The sequence below is a fragment of the Desulfovibrio biadhensis genome (assembly GCF_055388615.1).
In genome coordinates this window covers 2351033-2370855 of sequence record NZ_AP042477.1, presented here as the reverse complement: position 1 = coordinate 2370855, position 19823 = coordinate 2351033, and the positions used below count along the sequence as shown (strand labels likewise).

The 19823-nt window shown below is 54.0% G+C and carries 14 protein-coding genes and 1 pseudogene; 7 read left to right on the top strand and 8 right to left on the bottom strand.

What is annotated here, in order from left to right:
* Positions 1-24: 24 nt before the first annotated feature.
* Both ACZ5EH_RS10320 and ACZ5EH_RS10315 read right to left on the bottom strand, forming a co-directional pair.
* On the bottom strand, positions 25-1308 hold the full coding sequence (locus ACZ5EH_RS10320; RefSeq protein ID WP_464278041.1) for a PAS domain-containing protein: 1284 nt from the start codon (positions 1306-1308) through the stop codon (positions 25-27).
* Complete coding sequence (locus tag ACZ5EH_RS10315; RefSeq protein ID WP_464278040.1) at positions 1298-5728, bottom strand: two-component regulator propeller domain-containing protein; 4431 nt, start codon at positions 5726-5728, stop codon at positions 1298-1300. Before ACZ5EH_RS10315 ends, ACZ5EH_RS10320 begins: the two co-directional genes overlap by 11 nt.
* Before the next feature lie 145 nt (positions 5729-5873).
* Between ACZ5EH_RS10315 and ACZ5EH_RS10310 the strand changes: the two genes are divergently transcribed.
* On the top strand, positions 5874-7064 hold the full coding sequence (locus tag ACZ5EH_RS10310; RefSeq protein ID WP_464278039.1) for an alanine racemase: 1191 nt from the start codon (positions 5874-5876) through the stop codon (positions 7062-7064).
* Positions 7065-7066: 2 nt separating this feature from the next.
* Positions 7067-7480, top strand: coding sequence for a (deoxy)nucleoside triphosphate pyrophosphohydrolase (locus ACZ5EH_RS10305; RefSeq protein WP_464278038.1), 414 nt, complete (start codon positions 7067-7069; stop codon positions 7478-7480).
* A gap of 94 nt (positions 7481-7574) precedes the next feature.
* On the opposite strand, the gene ACZ5EH_RS10300 is transcribed toward ACZ5EH_RS10305, so the two are convergent.
* Both ACZ5EH_RS10300 and ACZ5EH_RS10295 read right to left on the bottom strand, forming a co-directional pair.
* A complete protein-coding gene (locus tag ACZ5EH_RS10300) occupies positions 7575-9401 on the bottom strand; it encodes a polysaccharide deacetylase family protein (RefSeq protein ID WP_464278037.1) in 1827 nt (608 codons plus the stop codon).
* 2 nt (positions 9402-9403) lie between these two features.
* A complete protein-coding gene (locus ACZ5EH_RS10295; protein WP_464278036.1) occupies positions 9404-10132 on the bottom strand; it encodes an SPOR domain-containing protein in 729 nt (242 codons plus the stop codon).
* A gap of 236 nt (positions 10133-10368) precedes the next feature.
* Between ACZ5EH_RS10295 and ACZ5EH_RS10290 the strand changes: the two genes are divergently transcribed.
* The 4 genes from ACZ5EH_RS10290 to ACZ5EH_RS10275 all read left to right on the top strand — a co-directional run bounded on the left by ACZ5EH_RS10290 (position 10369) and on the right by ACZ5EH_RS10275 (position 14111).
* Positions 10369-11412 (top strand): aspartate-semialdehyde dehydrogenase, encoded by a 1044-nt coding sequence (locus ACZ5EH_RS10290; RefSeq protein WP_464278035.1) that lies wholly within the window; start codon positions 10369-10371, stop codon positions 11410-11412.
* Between the two features lie 17 nt (positions 11413-11429).
* Complete coding sequence (locus ACZ5EH_RS10285; RefSeq protein WP_464278034.1) at positions 11430-12374, top strand: aminotransferase class IV; 945 nt, start codon at positions 11430-11432, stop codon at positions 12372-12374.
* Between the two features lie 346 nt (positions 12375-12720).
* Entirely contained in the window at positions 12721-13407 is a 687-nt protein-coding gene (locus tag ACZ5EH_RS10280; protein WP_464278033.1) for a hypothetical protein, read from the top strand.
* A 509-nt stretch (positions 13408-13916) separates the two neighbouring features.
* Positions 13917-14111: a hypothetical protein gene (locus ACZ5EH_RS10275; protein WP_464278032.1), complete on the top strand. Its 195-nt coding sequence runs from the start codon at positions 13917-13919 to the stop codon at positions 14109-14111.
* A 236-nt stretch (positions 14112-14347) separates the two neighbouring features.
* On the opposite strand, the pseudogene ACZ5EH_RS10270 reads toward ACZ5EH_RS10275, so the two are convergent.
* Positions 14348-14536, bottom strand: a pseudogene (locus tag ACZ5EH_RS10270) (rubredoxin); the annotation flags it as partial.
* A 493-nt stretch (positions 14537-15029) separates the two neighbouring features.
* Here ACZ5EH_RS10270 and ACZ5EH_RS10265 point away from each other — a divergent pair.
* Positions 15030-16487, top strand: a complete 1458-nt coding sequence (locus ACZ5EH_RS10265; RefSeq protein WP_464275709.1) for an IS1182 family transposase — start codon at positions 15030-15032, stop codon at positions 16485-16487.
* A gap of 116 nt (positions 16488-16603) precedes the next feature.
* On the opposite strand, the gene ACZ5EH_RS10260 is transcribed toward ACZ5EH_RS10265, so the two are convergent.
* From ACZ5EH_RS10260 to ACZ5EH_RS10250, 3 genes are all read right to left on the bottom strand, one after another.
* Positions 16604-17266, bottom strand: a complete 663-nt coding sequence (locus tag ACZ5EH_RS10260) for a CBS and ACT domain-containing protein (RefSeq protein ID WP_464278031.1) — start codon at positions 17264-17266, stop codon at positions 16604-16606.
* 391 nt (positions 17267-17657) lie between these two features.
* Complete coding sequence (locus ACZ5EH_RS10255) at positions 17658-18914, bottom strand: peptidase U32 family protein (protein ID WP_464278030.1); 1257 nt, start codon at positions 18912-18914, stop codon at positions 17658-17660.
* A 17-nt stretch (positions 18915-18931) separates the two neighbouring features.
* Positions 18932-19792, bottom strand: coding sequence for a PHP domain-containing protein (locus ACZ5EH_RS10250; RefSeq protein ID WP_464278029.1), 861 nt, complete (start codon positions 19790-19792; stop codon positions 18932-18934).
* Between the last annotated feature and the right edge of the window lie 31 nt (positions 19793-19823).

Below are 19823 nucleotides of genomic sequence, written 5' to 3'. Positions count from 1 at the left end.
TGCAGGCCTGGCAGCCAGTTCTTGCTAGGCTTCAGCCCTACTGTTCGAAGACGCCACAGAGCTCTCTTGCGCGGGATTGAGAAATAGTACCGAGTAGTAGCCTGGGCCGCCAAGCTTCACATCCAGCGTGTGGCAGCAACCATTCAGCGTGCGCTGGCAACCGTCCCCATCCACACAGGTAAGCTCCCCTTCCCAAGTGCCGCTTTGCAATATCTGTGGCACGACCTCTTGCTGAAATCGCTGCATACCGGCTTCGTCCAGCAATTGCCTGAGAGACGACTGCTGAAAGCACTCCCGGTCTTTTCCGCACAGCGCAGCCGCGGCTTCGTTGGCGAAGATAACCTTGTTCAACGCGTCGCAAACAAGCACCCCTTCACCGCTCTGTTCAAGGGTGGCCTTGAGTATTCCCAGCTCCTCGCGCATGTGGCGCCTGGATTCCATGTCCTCGAACAGGGGCAAAAAGAATCGGGCATTGCCCTCAATATCCCTGATGCATCTGACCCACAGCCTGAGCAGCTTATTCTTGCCGCTTCTGGTAACACATCGCACATCCAGTCTGCAGAGATCCTTTTCCTGATCCTCGAGCATGCGCAACTGCTCCACGAAGTCAGGCAAATCCTCCGGCTCAATGAGGTGGGCCAGTCCCATACGCAACAATTCAAGTTGAGAATATCCCGTGATGCGGCACAACTCTGCATTGACCTCCCGAAACAGATAATCGAGGGATACAAGGGCCGCACCCATGGGCGAATGTTCAAAGATGTGACGAAGTTGCTGCTCACTCTGGCGGAGATTCTTTTCCGTAAGCCGGCTGGCCTTGACGTTTTTCTGCAATTCAGAATTGGCCTGCAGGAGCTGTTCGGTGCGCTCGTTCACCAGTTGCTCCAGATTGCGCCGGTAACGCTCGTTTTCCAATTCCAGAGAACGCTTTTCGTCATACAACTGCTTGTAGGCCGTGGCCTTGTGGATGGTGCGCTCCAGCTCCCGCTTTTTTACCGGCTTGACCAGATAGTCAAAGGCCTCCAGCCTGAGGGCCTCTGAGGCGCTTTCCACCGAAGGCTGCCCCGTGACAATGATCACCGGCAGCACCAGCTTGGTGCGCTTGACATATTCCAGTACGGACATTCCGGAAGAACTCTTGAGCACCAGGTCCACGATGGCGGCGTCGAAATTTTTTTCTTCCAGCAAGGCCAGCGCGTCTTCACCATTTGACACGGCGGTGGTATTGAATCCGGCGTCGTCCAGGATTCTGCCGTAGGCGTAGCGAATGCCTTCTTCGTCATCCACAATGAGAATGTTATTTTCCATGACCATACTCTGCCCCGGGAATATCAACTATTGCTTTTGTAAATCGCTCAGGCTCACTCTCGTACCAGATTTTTCCACCATGGTCTTTTATAATTTTATAGCTGATTGAAAGCCCCAGTCCAGTACCCTCATTACGGGGTTTTGTGCTGAAAAAGGGCTCGAACAGTCGTTGCATCACAGCCGGCTCTATACCCGATCCATTATCCGTGATGGCGATGCGTACTATCTTGCCGGTTTCGTTTTCCACATTCTTCAGGGTAATGTCCACTTGCTTGTCCGCATCGGGCACACCGTCAAATTTCACATTCACGGCAAAACGGGCATTGGAAAGCAAATTGATGAACACCTGCTGCAGTTCGCTTGGCTTGCCAAAAACAGGGAGAAGATCTTTATCCTGTTCCACAACCGAAAGGGTGATGCCATCCTTTTCCATCTGGTTGCGGCAAAGCCGCAGCGCGTCCTGCAGCGCCTCTTCGACCCTATAGTAGTAAGGGGGCTCATCCTGCCCTCTGGAGAAATTCAATAGCGTGCGCACTATGGTTGCGATGCGCTCGCCTTCCTTGATGATCCGTTCTGGAAGCTCTTCATAGCTGAGGCGCTTGTTTTCATCGTCTCGGATAATCTCGGCGAAATTGATGATCCCATTGATGGGGTTGTTGATTTCATGGGCCACACCTGCGGCAAGTTCACCCAGCGAGGCCAGTTGGGCGGTACGCATGGCCTCTGCCTGCAAGCGTTTTTTCTCTGTGATATCGCGCCCTATTGTCAGCAGGGCTTCGCCTTCCATAAAGGTGATGGGCACTGTTGCCATTTCAACGCTGACAAGCGCCCCTCCTGCGTCAACAAGCTGGATTTCCTGCAATTTTGCTGCACCTCTACGCAACCAGGCCTGATCGAACAGGTCTTGCAGGGCAGGCACCTGCTCGTCGGGAGTCAGGGAAAGCATGGAGCGCCCCCGTATTGCCTCCGGCCCCGGCACGCCCAGAATTTTGGCGGCGGCATTATTGGCAAAGAGGATGCCGCAATGGTCGTGGACCATGATGGCGTCCGGAGAAATCTCCGCGATGCGACGGTATATCTGTTCCGATTCGAGTCTGGCTTTTTCCGCTTCCACACGCTGGGTCACGTTGTGCGCTACAATCATGCCCGACAGCACCTGGCCGTCCTCATCTGCAATGGGGACCATGCGTATTTCAAATTCTCTGCCCAGAATGCGTACATCAAAAGCACTGTTCGAGCCGTCCAAAGCCTTGCGCATGGGCTGTTCCAGCCTCTGGGAGATATTCTTGGGAAAGGCCTCGGCAACTGTTTTTCCCATCAGGGAGCCTGGCGTCATTCCCAACTCGGAGAGCCCTGCGCCATCGGCCACGGAAAAGCGCAAATCTGCATCAAACAATCCGACAAAGCCCTCTGGGAAGTTGGCTGCAAGCCCCCTGTAACGCGCCTGACTGGCGCGCAGGTCGTCTTCGGCCTGCTTACGCTCGCTGATATCCGTGGCGATGAGGCACACTGAAAACGGCGCGCCGCTTTCAGTGCGCAGTGCAAAAAGTTGTATAATGAAGGTTCGCGCGTTGTGTTCCATCTCGAAGGTCGCAGGCGTGCCTGTCTGCAACACCCCCCTGCATGCCAGCTCCAGCTTTGCAGCCGTCTCAGGGGGGAAATAGTCCTTGTCGCTCCCCAAGGATGCGGTTTCGTCACCTTCATGGAAAAAACGGCGGAATTGCGGATTGACCCTTGTGTACCTGCACGCATCGTCCTTGAGGGCGATGGCGCTGGGGGAATAAAACATCAGCCCTTCAACCTGGGCATAAGCGCTGGCAAGTTCCTGGGTGCGTTCTTCCACCAGTTGCTGCAATAATCTACGCTGTCGCTTCAAACTTCTGGTTCTGAATTCATAAAACAACACGGCCGCCATGATAACCAGCAACACCAGCAACGTTCGAAACCACAGGGTCGCCCAGAAAGGTGGAGTTATTATCAGGCGGAGGGTTGTCGGTTCTTCACTCCACACGCCATCGCAGTTGGCCGCACGCACCTTGAACTCGTATTCACCGGGATTTATGTTTGTGTAGGTTGCCGTGTGCGACGTCCCAGCGTTTACCCATTCCTTGTCAAAGCCCTCCAGCTTGTACGCATAGGTGTTTCTTTCCGGATTCATGAAGTCCAGCCCCGCAAAGCTCAATGCAAAAAAGACATCCTTGTAGCTCAAGGTCAGCGACTCAAGCTGGCTCACATTCTGGTCGAATTTCATGGCTTTGTTCATGACCTTTACGCTGGTCAGAACAACAGGCGGGGCATGGGTGTTGAAATCTATATTCTGGGGCTGAAAAAACGTAAGCCCGTTCACACCTCCAAAAAACAGGGTGCCGTCATGGTCCTTGAATGTTGCATTGTCCAGGAACTCATACCCCTGCAATCCATCGGCAGGGGTGAAGTTACGAATGTCACCAGTGCGCGGATCAAACCGGGAAAGTCCTTTGAAACTGCTGACCCAGAGGTGCCCCTGGTTATCACGCAACAAGCCCGTCACCGCCTCACTGGGGAAGGCATAGCCCCGCTCTGTGGTATAGCGGACAAATTCTTCCGTACGCGTATCAAAGCTGGCCAAACCGTGGTTCGTACCCACCCATATCGTATGGGGTTTTTCACTGGGGAGTAGGGTCGTTACCAAATCATCCGGCAGCCCCTCTTTTGCCCCATCCACGTGAAGCCAGCGCTTAAAAACCCCTGTCTTCACATCAAGACGGTCAAGTCCATTGTTGGTGCCAAGCCAGAGGTAGCCGTCCATTTCAGTCATGACGCGTACACGCCTGTGGCTTAGCCCCTTGGGGTTGTCCGGCTCCGGTGGATAACGCACGGCCTTGCCCGTGGCCTTGTCCAACCGGTTCAGCCCCCCTTTGCTCATGCCCACCCAAATCGACCCTTTGCCGTCATCGTAAACCGTATAGACGTTATTGTGGCTGAGCGATTCCGGATCATCCGGGTCGTTACGGAAGGTAACAAACGTACCGGACTCGGTATCCATGCGCACCACGCCGGCATCCGCCGTGCCGATCCAGAGCGCCCCTTCCCTGTCCAGAACCATGGCCCGGATTTCTTCTGCAGGGAAGCTTGCAGGGTCGTCATCATCATGCATGAAGGTGACAATATCGTCGCTATGCAGGTCCACCCTGCTCAAACCGCTATAGGCAGTGCCAACCCACAAGAATCCCTGGAGGTCCTTTTTCACGGCGCTGACCCGCTCCCCTGGTATGGAGTGTGGGTTCCAGGCTTCGTTCCGCAACAGTTGAAATTCCTGGACCCTGGGGTCCATTTTGGCCAGACCGGCCCCGTATGTGCCAACCCAAAGCACCCCGGCGTTGTCCTCGAGGATGCTGGTGATATCATCATGGGGCAGGCTGCTAGGATCAAAGGGATTCTTGCGATACAGCAGGAAATCTTCCCCCTGCCGTCTGGCCAGGCCTTCTTCGGTTCCAGCCCATAAAATCCCCCTGCTGTCCTTGAACATGGATGTCACCCAGGCGCCGGGAAAGAACTTTTTCGCCTCTCCCGTGCTGAGATTCACCCGAAAAAGACCGTCTTCACCAATGCCAAGCCACAACATCCCGGCATCATTACCATCACCGGCAGCAGAAGGCTCATATATCAATTTGTATACGGGCCCATCCGGGAGTGCTTCAAAACCTTTCAGACATTTTGCAGCGTCAAGCCACTCGCCTGTAGCTGGGTCGAAACAGACAAGCTCTTCTTGCGTGCCCACAAGCAGCACCCCGGCTGGCCCTTTACCTATGGTCAACACCGAATTGTTACGGTGACTTTCCGCTTCACCTTCCGCAGGTGCGTAGCGTACAAAGCCACCCTCATTGGTCATTGCATTCAGACCATTTGCGGTGCCAACCCACAGAGTACCCTGCTCATCCTCGTAGAGTGAACGCACTTCATCGTTGCTCAGGCTTGTGGGGTCATCAGGAGAGTTGGCGTAAACAATAAAGCTGTCCGTCTCCACATCATAACGGTTCAACCCACCGTTACTCGTGCCCACCCAAAGAACACCCTCATTATCAACCAACAACGCACGGATGACATTATCCGAAATGGAACCGGGATCGCCCACATGTTTGTTATAAACTTTAAATCCTTGCCCATCGTAGCGATTCAGCCCGTTGTAGGTGCCAAACCAGAGAAAACCTTGCCTGTCCATGGCGGAACAGAGCATGGAGACCTGGGACAGGCCCTCTTCCAGCCCGATACGCTTGAAACGCAGATTATTCGGCAGGGTATAAGCAAGAGAAGGTGCGAGAAGAACGGTCAGTAATGCCAGCAGAATCGCGACAAGTGGCAGTGAATACCAAAAGCCCTCTTTCCTGGAAGAGGACTGTTGAATCTCAACTGCACCCGGTATCGTCGGTACTGTATGCAATAAAATTCTCCAAGATGAACAGATTTAGTTCTACCCTAGACTACTACGAAAAATCAATGCAGAAATAGCATTCGGCTTATTTTGCAAACAATACTATGCGCACACCGACCTTTGACGTCACAGGGGGGGTGTCTTATTGTGCCCCATGCCCATATCATCAAACGATTCCTGGCGCCTGGATGCGCTGCAAAAACTCTCGGTTTTGGACACCCCCCGTGTCGTGCTGCGCGAATCCACGCTCATGGCGAACATTATGAGCATGCAAAAACGGGCTGCCGACGCCGGCGTTGCATTGCGCCCCCATGTGAAAACGCACAAGAGTCTGGAGATAGCACGTCGCCAGCTTCAGGCTGGCGCAACCGGGCTTACGGCCTCCAAACCTGGCGAAGCGCTTGTTTTTCTGCAAGCCGGTCTGGCCCCCGTCACTGTGGCCTATCCTCTGCTCAATAAGGAAAGCATCTCTTCTTTGATTGAAGCAGCAAAAAACATCGATGCGCACACGCTGCCCCTACGCTGCATTGCCGACAGCATCCCCGTGGCACAAGCCCTTGCAGACGCGGCGCGGGATGCCGGCGTCAGGCTGCCAGTGGACATCAAGGTGGATGTGGGACTCAAACGCTGCGGCGTTTTGCCCCACAGCCGCGAGCTCGTCGAACTGGCAACCTTTATCCGCTCCTGCCCTTCCCTTGCGCTCCATGGTCTGCTTTCTCATGCAGGGCAGGCCTACGGCGCCAAAGATACCAAAGAAGCCGCCGACATGGCAGAAAGCGAGCGCACCCAGATGCTGGCCGCCAGAGAACTTATTACCGAGGGCGATGACGACTCCCTCCGCATTTCCGTGGGCAGCACGCCCACGGTTCTTGCCGCGGCAAATTTTGACGGTATCGACGAGCTGCGCCCTGGAAATTACGTCTTTCTGGACCGCACCCCCATTCGCCTTGGCCTCGCTTTAGAACGTAACGTTGCCCTGCGCGTGCTTGCCAGCGTCATCAGCATGAACAAATCGTTCATTATCATTGATGCCGGATCAAAAACCCTGGGCATGGACACAGCGCCCCATGGCTATGCAGCAGGAGGGCAGCTCGGCTATGGCCTTGCGCGCCCCTTGAACATGAAAAGCGACAGCGGCGAAACATTTTCTGTTGCGCGGCTCTCTGAGGAGCATGGCTTTCTTTCTCGCAACGAATCCATGTCTGACCTGCGCATTGGAGACAAGGTGCTTGTTCTTCCAAACCACTCCTGCGTGGTTGCCAACCTGGCCCGCGAGTACACCGTTTTGGCCGAAGATGGGGCGATACGTCACTGGGCCATAGAAGCCAGTGGCAAGGTGCGCTGAAAATGTGCGCCAATACCCCCTGTAAACGCATCGATGTGGTGGCCGCCATCATTTGGAGCAAAGGGCGCTATCTTGCAGTCAAACGCCCCCCTGGCAAACCCTTGGCCGGTTTCTGGGAATTCCCAGGGGGAAAGGTCGAGGCAGGCGAAGACCTGGAGCAGGCGCTAGCCCGGGAGCTGCAGGAAGAGTTGGGCATAACCCCGGAAGAGACCAAATTCTGGCGTGTTGCCAGGCATGATTATGACCACGCCAGCGTCAGACTGCATTTTTTCCATGTGTCACACTACTCCGGCGCCCCCACTCCCTATGAAGGACACGAACTCGCCTGGCTCACCCCTGCTGCTGCATGCGCAATGCCCTTTCTTGAAGCAGACCTGGAGCTGGTGCGGGAACTCGCCGCTTCCTCGGCAGATTGAGGCGTAGCAAAAGGCGGCGCCCGCGAGTTGATGCGGGACCCGTTGGATAATCCTGAAGCTGATGCAGACGATATTTTCGGCGGAGGACTCTGAACTACTGCGGCAACGGGGGGACAACGATTTCCGTGGGGCCTGGGGGAGTGGCTGCCACAGGTGTTGTGGATTGGCACTGTTTTTCAGTCAAAGGGCGCCCCATACGCAATAACTCGCTTATAGTGACAAACATGAAACCTTCTCTTCTGAGCTGCGGGATAAACAGAGGGAGCGCCTCGGCTGTTGCCTTGCCATGGCCATCTGCATGCAGGTAAACGATGGCGCCTGCCGCCGCGGCTTTACGGATGCTGTCTGCCAAGGCTACGGGCGATAGTTCGGAGTCTGAATCACCACCGCCGATGTTCCACTGCACCACAGGCAGCCCATTGTCGTCCACAGTCGCAATGGAGTCTGCGCCGCAAGCGTTATACGGGAAGCGGAAAGTCTGGGGCAAAGCAGGAATCCGGGCCAGTTCCTCATTATCTATGCCCTTCTTCCGAGCGCTGGCCACGAGCTTCTCCCAAATCAACTCATACTGCGCCTGGGGCCAAAACACTTGGTTTAACAGCCGCCTTCCGGTGAACGTGCTGCTGTCCACATTGATCCAGGAGTGGCTGCCCACTTCAAAAAGCGGATCGGCCATAAGCTGCATGGTGCGTTTCTCATGGCTGCGCATCCACTTGCCCCCGGCGTAAAATGTCGCCGGGACCCGCGCTTTCCGCAGATAATCCACAACCTGGACATCATAGCCAGAGACCTCATCCGCCTTTTCCGTAAGAACAAAGGTCAACGCAATTGGCTTTGCGTCGCCTTCTGTTACCACGTTGCGGATCGCCCCTTTATAGGTAGGGGCGACCGGCGCCAGCCTGCGCTCCGGCAGCAGTCTTCCCGGAGGGATGCGATCCACTTCAGGCAATGATGTCAGTCTGGAATCGGACGAGATGCCGGAAAGGTCCTGCGGCGTGAACAGCGCATCCAAAACAACCTGAGAACCAAAGACCGGGGGAGGCAAATAATATTGGATGTTTGCATTCTCCGGCGCTTGTCGCAAAATATCAAACTCCAGTTGCGCAGGAATATTCACAACAGGAGGCGTGAGTGCTTCCGAGCCATCCGGAGGCGCAGCAGCTTCAAAAGAAGGCGCGGCATCGGGCGCGGTCACAGGTTTTTCCGGTACTTCAGGCGCGGGTTCCTGATCGGCCTCTTCCTCCATGACGGCCTCTTCCTCCATGACGGCCACTTCTTCCATGACGGCCACTTCTTCCATGACGGGCGCCAGGTTTTCCGATGCAGGAAGGTTTGCTGCAGGAGGCGGGGGCAAATCGCCATCTATTCCAGCCGCATCCGCCCCCAGAACAGCGCCCAGCTCGGCTGCCGAGCCACCAGCACAGGCAGGGTCCAATGCATGCACCTTGCGCAGATACGTGGCGGCATCAAGTCTGCCCTTTTTCTGCTCCAGGCTATGGTAGGATTTTGCGGTGATGCGCCAGCCATCCTCTGCGCGTTCCGCCAGGGCGTAGCCCTCAAAAGTACGCTTCCTGTCAGGAGAGCTCTTGAGAGTATACTCGACGCGCAGCCTGAAGGCCGCGTTGTCCGCTCCCTGACAAATAAGGTCGAGGCTGGGCAGGCTGGCAGTGGCAATATCGCGACAGCGTCCGCGGGAGTATTCGGGCCGCAGTTCCAGGGCGCGGTTGCAATCCCCCGTGTCCAAGGCCGTGTAAAACTGCTCAAAGGCCTGCTCGGGATACTGGGGCAGTTCCCCCCGCGCGTGCGTGACACTGGACAAAAGCAAAACGGCAGACAGCACCCCCATCCAGACAGGGGCGAAGCCTCCCCTTGTTGGACGGTCGGTGCGCTTCCCCCAATGCTTGGCCACGTGTCTGGCCATGCTCACTCCTTCTCGATGCGCGACTCAAACAACTTGCGGTCAATGAGATTTACGTAGCAGTCTTTGCCTTCCTTTTGCCGAAAGGCTTTGGCCGCTTTGCGTGCAGCGGCAGCGTTGTCATAGCGCCCTACATATACGATGATCCAGGGATTTTCCTCCTGGTCATGCAGCAGCACCATGCCCGGTTCATAGCCTTTTGCCTTGTATTGCTCCAGACGCTCGTGGGCGTGTTCGCGCTCCACAAAAGCGCCCACCTGCAAAAAATACAGCCCGTCATCAAGAACCATCTCTTGCGTGTCTTTCTTTTCTTGCGTGTCTTCCAGGGGGGCTCCAGTATAAGGGGCGACACTGCCAAGCAAAGTCACCACGCCCTTTTCCCCGCTTTTGGCCTGAAAAGCCTCTTTTGCCTTGTTCGCAGCAGCCAGGGTGGCGTGCAGGGAGACGCGCACGGCATACTGCACGTTCTTGCCAGTTGCCGCTCGCACGGCCAACACATAGGGATCAAAACCTCGCTCACGCAGAATTTCCGCCTGCTCAAAGGCCTTATCCTCGGAAGAGTAAGCGCCGGCCTGCAAGGCGTAGCGATCCTTTGCAGCGTCGCTGGCTGCCGCGTCTGCATCCACGTTCACGAGTTTCGCCTCGGTCCAGCTCGCCGCGGCCGGCTGCGCCCAGGCCATGGGAAAAAGCAGCATGCCCAAGAGTACAAGCAACGCATATGTTTTTATTCTCATGTATTATCCTCGCTGTTTGCACAGAGTGTTGGCCTCAAAGTCCAAAAAATGCAAGCCCGCCCCTGCCTCTTGCGCAATCGCGATGTTCACGGCGCTTGTTTTTTTGCAAAGCGTTTGCAGATGTGGGCCTCCAGCCTCTTGCAGGCCGTTCGGCATTGTGCAATTGTCACAGTTTAGACTTTGCTGAAACAGTGACCCCCGCACCATTTGCGGGCAACAACCGAAAGGAGCCGAGCATGGGCAAGGACGGCCTTGTAGTGGCAGTGGCAGGCGCAACGGGCGCCGTGGGCAGAGAAATGCTGTCCATTCTCGAACAGCGCGATTTTCCGGCCAAGGAAATCATCCCTCTGGCTTCCTCCCGCTCGGCCGGCACCACCGTGACCTGTAAAGACAAAGAGCTGGTGGTCCGCGAGATGCAGGAGGATTCTTTCGAAGGTGTGGACATTGCTCTTTTTTCTGCGGGCGGTTCCACTTCAGAAAAATTCGCCCCCTGCGCTGCACGTTCCGGCTGCGTAGTGGTGGACAACTCCAGCGCATGGCGCATGGATGAGCGTTGCCCTCTGGTTGTGCCGGAAGTCAATCCGCATGACCTGGACTGGCACAAGGGCATCATCGCCAACCCCAACTGCTCCACCATCCAGATGGTGGTGGTCCTCAAACCCCTGCATGACGTGCAGCCCATCAAGCGCGTTGTGGTTTCCACGTATCAGGCGGTTTCCGGTTCAGGGCAAAAGGCCATCCAGGAGCTGGAAGGCCAGGTGCGCGAACTGATGAACATGCAGGACCCCACGGTGAAGGTTTACCCCCATCGTATTGCCTTCAACTGCCTGCCGCAAATCGATGTCTTCCTGGAGAACGACTACACCAAGGAAGAAATGAAGATGGTTCACGAAACCGTGAAAATCATGGGTGACGAGCGCGTGAAGGTCACGGCGACCACGGTCCGCGTCCCCGTATTTTACGGGCACAGCGAATCCGTTAATATTGAGTTCGAAGGCAAGCTCACGGCCAAGGATGCCCGGGTGGTGCTTACCCAGGCGCCTGGCATCACCGTGTTGGACAACCCTTCCGAGAAAATCTACCCCATGGCGCTCAACGCCGCAGGGGAAGACGATACGTTCGTGGGACGCATCCGCGACGACGAAACCATTGATAACGGCCTGAACCTGTGGATTGTTGCAGACAACATCCGCAAGGGAGCTGCCCTGAACACCATCCAGATCGCTGAAACGCTCATGGAGCGCGACCTGGTGCGCGTGACGGACAGGAATGTATTCTAAACAAAGCGATCAAGACAATGACTGAGATTCTCGACAGCGAAGCATACCTCAAGCGGTTCCTGGCGGCGCCCAGACCCAACAGCGAAAAGGTTCTCGCCTTTTACGACAACCGTGTAGGCGCCATTTGCCGTGATGCAAGACTGATGGTCGCCCCTTTGGATGACCACCTTGTGCACCGTGGTGACGGTCTTTTCGAAGCCCTCAAATTCGTGGACTCCAAACTGTATCAACTGGAGTCCCATCTCAAGCGCATGCAACGAGGCACCAAGGCCATCGACCTGACACCTCCCTGCACATGGGAGCGCATTTCCGAACTTGTACTTGAGGTCTGCCGCGCAGCCCAGACCCCAAACGGCATCCTGCGCATGTTCATGGGGCGCGGTCCCGGTGGGTTTGGCGTCGATCCTAACGAGTCGGTTTTCCAAACGCTCTATATCGTGGCTTACGCCTTCAAGCCAAAACCCGAAGCATACTTTGAAAAAGGCGTCACCGCCTTCCATACCAGCTACCCGGCAAAGCAGCCTTACCTGGCGAAAATCAAGTCGGTGAACTACCTGCCCAACGTGCTGATGAAAAAGGAAGCTGTGGAAAAGGGGTACGACTTTCCGGTGTGCTTTACGAGCGACGGCTTTCTGGCTGAAGGCAGCACGGAAAACGTCTGCCTGGTAGACCAGAAAGGCGTGCTGGTGGCGCCGGAATTCACCAATTCGCTGATGGGCACCACCCTGATGCGCGGCCTGGACCTGATCAAAGATGAGGTGCAGGTGCAGTTCCGCCAGATTCGCGAAGAAGAACTTTACCACGCCAAAGAGCTGATGGTGGTAGGCACAACCCTGGATGCCATACCCATCGTGCGCTACAACGACAAGCCCATCCATGACGTACGCCCCGGGCCTGTTTCCACGCGCATGCGCGAACTGCTGGTGCAGGACATGCGCGAAAACGGCACGCCCATCGACTGAGTCGTTTAGGTCATAGCAATGCAAAAAAGCCCACCGCTTGCGGTGGGCTTTTTTGCATAATTTTGGTCAATCTTATATTTTATAAAGTTACTGGGCCATCGATACAAAAGTCTAACTAAATAGTGTGTGTACTACAAAAGAAAAGTCGAAAACATAAGTAGAAATTCCCAATTATAACCCCTTTTAAACTTCATAGACAACACTAGACAATTTACAGAAAATTTAATATCTTATCTAGACAAAACGAAGTTCATTTCATATCTTAGCAGCTATTCTCTACTCCGAAAAGATACAAACTATTTACATTTTTTCATAATCCATCTTTTTTAATCAGCACGGTTAAATTATGAGCCAAGAATATATCATAATTGTTAGGTTAAAGAAGAATATTCTATGTCATAAAGAATTACTAAGCAAAAAATTCCTATGTAAATATGAGGATAAACCCTTAACGATTCATTTTCCTCAACAAGATTCTAATCATAAAGACCTGGGTAAACTTCTCCCACCAAAGCTCCTAGAGAAGGCAAAGTTGCTGAATCAAACCCCATGGGGAGAAATGATTGGGCCAATTATTAAACCTGGAACTGACATCATGACAGTAGTTAGTGGTGGATATAAGGAAAAATTACAATACCATCCATCTATTAAATCTCTATGTATTCAATTTCCTTCTGCGGATTTCGGTATTAGCAATCCAGAATCTTATGCTAGCTCTTTTTCTGATGAACTAATATCACACTTTTACAATCTAATTAATCATAACATATCCACTAAATATTCTGAACGTGGCAATACTACAGAAATCATTGCAGGACCCTCACTCGGCATGTCATCAAGAATTGGATCCGCAACGATACATTTTCCAAGTTTCAATAATTTTGCTACAGAATTACAATTTACAACAATTCTAATGAAAATTGAAAAAAATATGTCTCCTTCTACTGAGCAGAAATTCCTTTCACAAGCATGGAAGGATTTATATGACGAAAATTATAGGGCAGCCATACTTCATGCATCTCTCTCCTGTTAAATTGCTATATTGGAAGTTCTTTCAAACTACTTTTCACATAACTTCAATAAAAATTTTTCCGAACATCTACTGTTCAAACTAAAACCAACTTTTGGAACGCTTGTAGGATACTTATCATCTATTTTTAATTTTGACGTTGATGAAATAAAAATTATTAATAAAAATAGAAACATTGCGGCTCATAAAAGCATCCAAATAGAGCAAGAACGCGCTTCTGAAACAATAAAACATACTCAACAATTTCTTAAACTGATCTCGAGTTTAAAAACAACGATCACCTAATCTAACTATTACTTCCTACATTTTTTCAACTAAAGACACAGCGATAAAACGCGTGGCATACAGAGTTTCACAAGGCGGCCATAACATTCCGACGAATGTTATTAAACGACGTTTTCATAATGGGCTTGAAAACTTTTATTCTACATACAAAAATAGCGTTGATAGTTGGTTTCTCTTTGATAACATGGGAGACAGGCCAATATTGATTGATTCGGGAGGCAAATGAAATGCCCACTAAAAAGCAGGAAGAAATGATCACGCTCATTGAGAAAGGGTTAAAACGTGCAGCCTTGCGTGCTCGCGAAGTCGCCTTTGCGACCAATACGCCAATTGTCATTATGGTTGATGGAGAAGTTAAAGAGGTTATGGTGTCAGAACAGGACATTATTGAATATCGGGAATCCATCAAGGATGCTTTGTAGCAGTCAGCCTTTTTCATGCGTAGATTAGAAAAGCCCACCGCTTGCGGTGGGCTTTTCTCGTTGAACAGCAAACAAAATTACGGGCGATCCGGTGGCGGCGGCGCGTGTCCTGCGCCTTGCGCCCGCCCTGCGTCAGGGCTCTTGATCTCCACATCACCCTTGGCGATGTTCTTCATGATGTCTTCGTCGCTCATCCCGGAGTAGTCGGGATTGCTGCGGATATTTTCGTACAGCACAGAGCCTGGGCCGGAAAGAGGCTTGAAGAGTTTGCCGCTTGCGCCACAAAAGGGACAGGTCCAGCCTTCAGGCAGGTCTTCAAACTTTGTCCCGGCAGGCACGTTACGCTTGGGATCGCCGACATCGGGATCATATACATAACCACAGTAATGCATCTGGCATTGCCACATTTGGCTTGCTTCCGCCATGACACTCTCCTTTTGTTTTACAGCTTTCTTAGCCGCATTGTAGCCGTATTCCTTTCACACAGTAATCATTAAAGTGCGAAAGCTATTCCGACATTCGCATTCTTCCGGCTACAGCAATCTTTCTCAAGGGGAGATGCAGGGGGGAAATCGGGTACCCCATACCCATGCCACTGGAGCTTTTACAATAGCAGATACAAATTATGGCGCTGATTCCAGGCGCACAGACGCCGCTCAGACAGGAGCTTGTCCATGGGCATTCCATGATGCAAGGCGTAAAATGCTTGTGACACCGATCTTTCGCATCTGCTTCACGGTCTTGTAACTTTTGAGCGACACCATGGAGGCTCATATCCCGGGCAGGCATCACTGCACACCCCGGACACGCCACACTCCTTTCCTCCCTCCTCTTAAACGTCAAAAGCCCCGCCGAAGCGGGGCTTCAGAATGCTGACAAACCCTCGCCAATCGGCGAGGGTTTTCTTATACTATCTTCATGCTAAAGCCGCCCAAAAATCAGCAGGTGAAAATGGAGTTTGTTTCGATCAACGAACTTGTCCCCATGAATCATCTGCTTCGCAAAATTGCCAAGGTTATTGATTTCTCCTTTATTCATGAGCTCACCAAGGATTTGTATTGCGAGGGCAATGGCCGTCCGGCCATTGAACCGGTGGTGCTCTTCAAAATGCTATTCATCGGCTATCTGTTTGGCATCCGCAGCGAGCGTCAGCTTGTCAAGGAAATCCAGGTCAATGTTGCCTATCGCTGGTTCCTTGGCCTGGGATTGCAGGACAAAGTGCCCGATGCCAGCACCATCAGCCAAAACCGGCGGCGCAGATTTAACGACACCAGCGTTGCCCAGGACATTTTTGACGGTATAGTGTTCCAGGCCATGAAAAAGAGGCTTGTCGGCGGACACACGCTTTACACCGATTCCACCCACCTGAAAGCCAACGCCAACAAGCATAAATTTACGGAAAAGCTCGTTGCCCAAAGCACGAAGTCATACTTGGGCGAACTTGAAGACGCCGTGGAGGAAGACAGGCGCAGGCATGGAAAGAAACCGCTGAAGCAGGACAACCGCGAAGCGGGGTCCAAGCGGATCAAGCAGAGCACAACCGATCCGGACAGCGGGTACATGGTACGCGAGGGCAAGCCTAAGGGCTTCTTTTACTTGGATCATCGCACTGTGGACAGCCGACACAACATTATCACCGACAGTTACGTAACTCCGGCCTCGGTGCATGACAGCATGCCCTATCTCGATCGGCTGGACCGACAAATCAACCGCTTCGGCTTTGCTGTGAAGCACGTCGGCCTCGATGCAGGATATTTCACCTCACACATTTGCAAGACGCTGGAAGAAAAGCATATTTATGGTGTCATTGGCTATCGTCGTCCCACTCGTCGCAAAGGGATGCTCCCCAAACGCGCCTTTGAATACCTGCCGGACAAGGACTGCTATCTTTGCCCCGAAGGCCAGGAGCTTCACTACTCCACCACCAACCGCGAAGGATATCGTCTCTATGACTCGTTACCAAAGATTTGCCGCCGCTGTCCGTTACTGAAAGAGTGCACAACAAACCGGAATTGCAAGAAAACAGTGACACGCCATGTGTGGCGGGAATACGTGGATACGGTGGATGCGCACCGGCTCACGGAATTCGGAAAAAGAATCTATGCTCGCCGGAAAGAGACCGTAGAGCGCAGCTTTGCCGACGCCAAACAACTGCACGGGCAACGCTATGCTCGGTTCTGCGGCCTGGCTAAGGTCCAGGTTCAAAGCCTGCTTTCCGCCACATGTCAAAACATGAAGAAAATGGCCTTGCTGCTGGCCCCTTTGGAGCTGTCATACAAATATTTGCAGCCCAAATGCCTGTACTTTCTACCTCAGTCTCTCTGTCTCGTTCGATTGGGGCCGATCGAGCCAACATCCCAGCTGGCAGCGGCCTGAAAAGAAATCGGTTCATAAAAACAAACCCCACTTTGCAAAAAGCGGGGTTTGTCAATGAGCTGAAAAGCCCCGCCGAAGCGGGGCTTTTGATTATTGTAGCAGATCAGACTTGCAGCCTACATCGGATGGACGTTATCGCGCGCCCAGAATACCAAGCGATACTTGCCTGTGATCTCCTCGATCAAGGCGTCCTCCTTGGCGCGGTCCATGGGCATGATGCGCACGTAAGCCTTGCGGCCCTGGTCATCATAAGACGTCAGAATGCTGTTGATCCGCGCGCCATTCTTGCGCAAATCCTCCAGCACCTGTTTCAGCGTACCCGGTGCGTCGCTCAAGCGCAGGGCGAACTGAACACCGCCATGCTTTACGCCCGTTATCTCAATAAGCACCCGGAACACATCCATGTCGGAGATAACGCCAACCACCTTGTCCGCATCATCCACCACGGGCAAACCGCCGATGCGATTCTCCGTCATGATAAGAGCGGCGCGCTCCACCGTATCCGTGGCCTTCACGCTCAGGGGCTTTTTGGTCATGATGCTCTTGAGCTTCAACTCGGAGAGCAGATAGTACATCTCGTGCACTTCCAAGGTCGTGGCCTGGGACGGCGACGCCGCCCTGATGTCACGATCGGAAACGATGCCAACCAGTTTGCCGGCGTCATCAATAATGGGCAACCGGCGGATCTGATTCTCCTTCATCAGCTTCGTGGCCTGCATCAGGGAGCTGTCAGGGGTCGCAGTAATCGGGTCTTTGGTCATCCACTCGCTAATGAGCATGGTTTTCTCCTTATCCAGCTTGCACGGAGAATCCCTGCGGGCCTTCCCATTCTAAGGGCCCTACGTATGCATCCGGGAAGTTCGCAGCACTCCGTCGCTGTTGTCTGCAACAATTGAGGAAGAACAACATCCTCTGCATATTGACAAAAATATGCCACCGTTCCGTCGCCTTGTCCAGGGGCAAGCAGTTATAAACACACGCATCTCACCCTTTCAACAGCAACTCTTCCCACCACCTGCCCCGTGCGCCGTGGCTGGATACCAAAAGCACGTTTAAAAACGTGGAGGATGCCTCTGCCTAGCAGAGAACAACGTTCCGAAACAATGGTATTTTTTTTGGAAAGGGGAAATACAGAGCGTGTTTCTTCTGCGCGCCGTGGAGCTACCACCACTACGCTGCAGCGCCAAGCCTGAGAAACCAGCCAGGCTCCAGGACGACATCGGCGCGCAGCCACACGTTCAGTCCCGGGTGGGCGCGAGAAAGCGCCTCGCCAGCGTCATTCTCCAGGGTATAGCCGCCAGGGGGCAATACAGTGCGCCGCATCCCCGGAACCAGCACTTCAACGCTTGCGTCCGCTGCCCAGGGGGAGCGCACCGCCACGAGATAGCGACCAGCAGCGGCTGCCTCCAGCACCTTTCCCAACAAGGGGCGCAGCTTCCCTGGCTCAGCCTGTCGCAGCCGTCTTCGCCCCTGCGGTAAAAAAAGCCCGCTGCTTAACGTCCGTTTGGCTGTATGCATTAATTCGTACATACATGCCTCAAGCGGGAACTGCCCTGTATTTTCAAGGGCGTCCAATGCACCGCGGTAGGCGTCCAACACTTGCGCCAGGTGCCCTTCGCTCTTGGTGCGGCCTTCAATTTTCACCGCGTCCACCCCTGCTCTGGTCAGCGTACGCAAATACGGCAGCAGGCACAGATCGTCCGCGGCCAGCAGGGTGCTGTAGCCGTCGTTTTCTTCGAGCTGCCACAACGGCTGACCGGGGCGCGTTCTCTCCTCAAGCTCCAAGGGACGGTATTCATAGCGGCACGGGTGCGCGCAGGCGCCAGCGTTGGCAGAGCGCCCCACAAGATATGCAGAAAGCAGGCAGCGTCCGGAAAGCGCCATGCACTGTGCGCCATGCACGAACATTTCCAGCTCGATGGTGCGCCCCCCAGGGCTCTCATTGAGCTCGCGCAATATGCTGCGCAAGGAAGGCAGATCGGTTTCCCGGGCCAGGTTGACGCGCCCTGCGCCTTGGTCCTGCCAAAAGGCGACTGCAGCGGCATTGGCCGTATTGGCCTGCGTACTGACATGCAGGGGCAAATGCGGCGCTATGCGTCTGGCCAGATGCAGCACGCCAGGATCGGCCACTATCAGGCCATGCGGCGCAACCTGCTCCGCCATGCCTGCCACATGCTCCAGGGTCTCGCGAACGGCGGACAGGTCCTTCTGCAAAGGGTAGGCGTTTATACAGAGATAGCCGCGGCGCCCTTTCTCGCGGATGAGACGCAGCCCGTCGGCAACGTCTTCCCAGGTGGCAAAGCTGCCCTTGGCGCGCAGATTGCCCCCAGGCCCCCCAAGGTAGACAGCGTCTGCACCGTAGGTCAGGGCCGTGGCGAGTTTGGCGGGAGAACCGGCCGGCGCCAGCAGTTCAGGAATGGGGCGCACCCCTTGGTGTAAAGGGCTCAGATCGGTAACCCCTGTTTGATGCGATAGGCGTCCAATGTCTCAAGCACGCTTTCAGGAATGTGCATGCTGCCACGTCCCGTACCGAGGCTGATGGCCGGCTTGGCGTCCCCGTGGAAGTCCGATCCCCCGCTGATTTGCAGGTCCAGCTTGGCGGCAAGCTTTGCTAACGCCTGCACCTTGGAGGGGGAGTGATCGTTATAATAGGCTTCCAGCCCATCCAGGCCCAAGTCCTTCAGCTTGATGAGCTCCTCAGCCAGCACATCCATACCCAGCGCATACTGGAACGGGTGCGCAAGCATGACGGTCGCCTGCTCTTTTTTAAGCAGGGAAATGGCGTCCGCAGCCCCCAGCACCTTTTTGGGTTCGTAGGCCTTGCCCCCGGCGGCGAGATACTGCTTGAACGCCTGATCGATGCTGTTGACATACCCATGTTTCATAAGGGCCTGTGCAATATGAGGGCGCCCTACAGAACCACCACCGGAAATTTCCTGCACTTCGTCGTAGCTGATGTCGCACCCGAGCTCGCGCAGTTTATCCAGAATTATATAATTGCGCTGATGACGATGCTCACGCAATTCTTCCAGGTGGGAACTGAGAATCTGGGGTGTGGCAGGCAGATAAAGCCCCAATATATGGAACCTGGCGCGTTCACCGGTGACGGAAAGTTCACACCCCGGCACGGTACGGATGCCGATGCGTTCACCTGCGGCGATGAACTCCGGCAGACCATCGGCAGTATCGTGGTCAGTGAGGGCGATCGCCGTGAGCCCTTTATCGTAAGCGGCCTGAACAACCTCCGCAGGACGCAAAGTGCCGTCGGAAGCCGTGGAATGCGCATGAAGATCAATACCAGGCATGAAAACATTCTCCTTGAGATTTCGCTTTTGG

Bases quoted from the DNA above. Each gene is read 5' to 3' on its own strand.
- ACZ5EH_RS10320 (WP_464278041.1), bottom strand. From the start codon at position 1,308: ATGGAAAATAACATTCTCATTGTGGATGACGAAGAAGGCATTCGCTAC.
- ACZ5EH_RS10290 (WP_464278035.1), top strand. From the start codon at position 10,369: ATGGGCAAGGACGGCCTTGTAGTGGCAGTGGCAGGCGCAACGGGCGCC.
- ACZ5EH_RS10285 (WP_464278034.1), top strand. From the start codon at position 11,430: ATGACTGAGATTCTCGACAGCGAAGCATACCTCAAGCGGTTCCTGGCG.
- ACZ5EH_RS10260 (WP_464278031.1), bottom strand. From the start codon at position 17,266: ATGCTCATTAGCGAGTGGATGACCAAAGACCCGATTACTGCGACCCCT.
- ACZ5EH_RS10310 (WP_464278039.1), top strand. From the start codon at position 5,874: ATGCCCATATCATCAAACGATTCCTGGCGCCTGGATGCGCTGCAAAAA.
- ACZ5EH_RS10275 (WP_464278032.1), top strand. From the start codon at position 13,917: ATGCCCACTAAAAAGCAGGAAGAAATGATCACGCTCATTGAGAAAGGG.
- ACZ5EH_RS10300 (WP_464278037.1), bottom strand. From the start codon at position 9,401: ATGGCCAGACACGTGGCCAAGCATTGGGGGAAGCGCACCGACCGTCCA.
- ACZ5EH_RS10265 (WP_464275709.1), top strand. From the start codon at position 15,030: ATGCTAAAGCCGCCCAAAAATCAGCAGGTGAAAATGGAGTTTGTTTCG.
- ACZ5EH_RS10280 (WP_464278033.1), top strand. From the start codon at position 12,721: ATGAGCCAAGAATATATCATAATTGTTAGGTTAAAGAAGAATATTCTA.
- ACZ5EH_RS10250 (WP_464278029.1), bottom strand. From the start codon at position 19,792: ATGCCTGGTATTGATCTTCATGCGCATTCCACGGCTTCCGACGGCACT.
- ACZ5EH_RS10305 (WP_464278038.1), top strand. From the start codon at position 7,067: ATGTGCGCCAATACCCCCTGTAAACGCATCGATGTGGTGGCCGCCATC.
- ACZ5EH_RS10295 (WP_464278036.1), bottom strand. From the start codon at position 10,132: ATGAGAATAAAAACATATGCGTTGCTTGTACTCTTGGGCATGCTGCTT.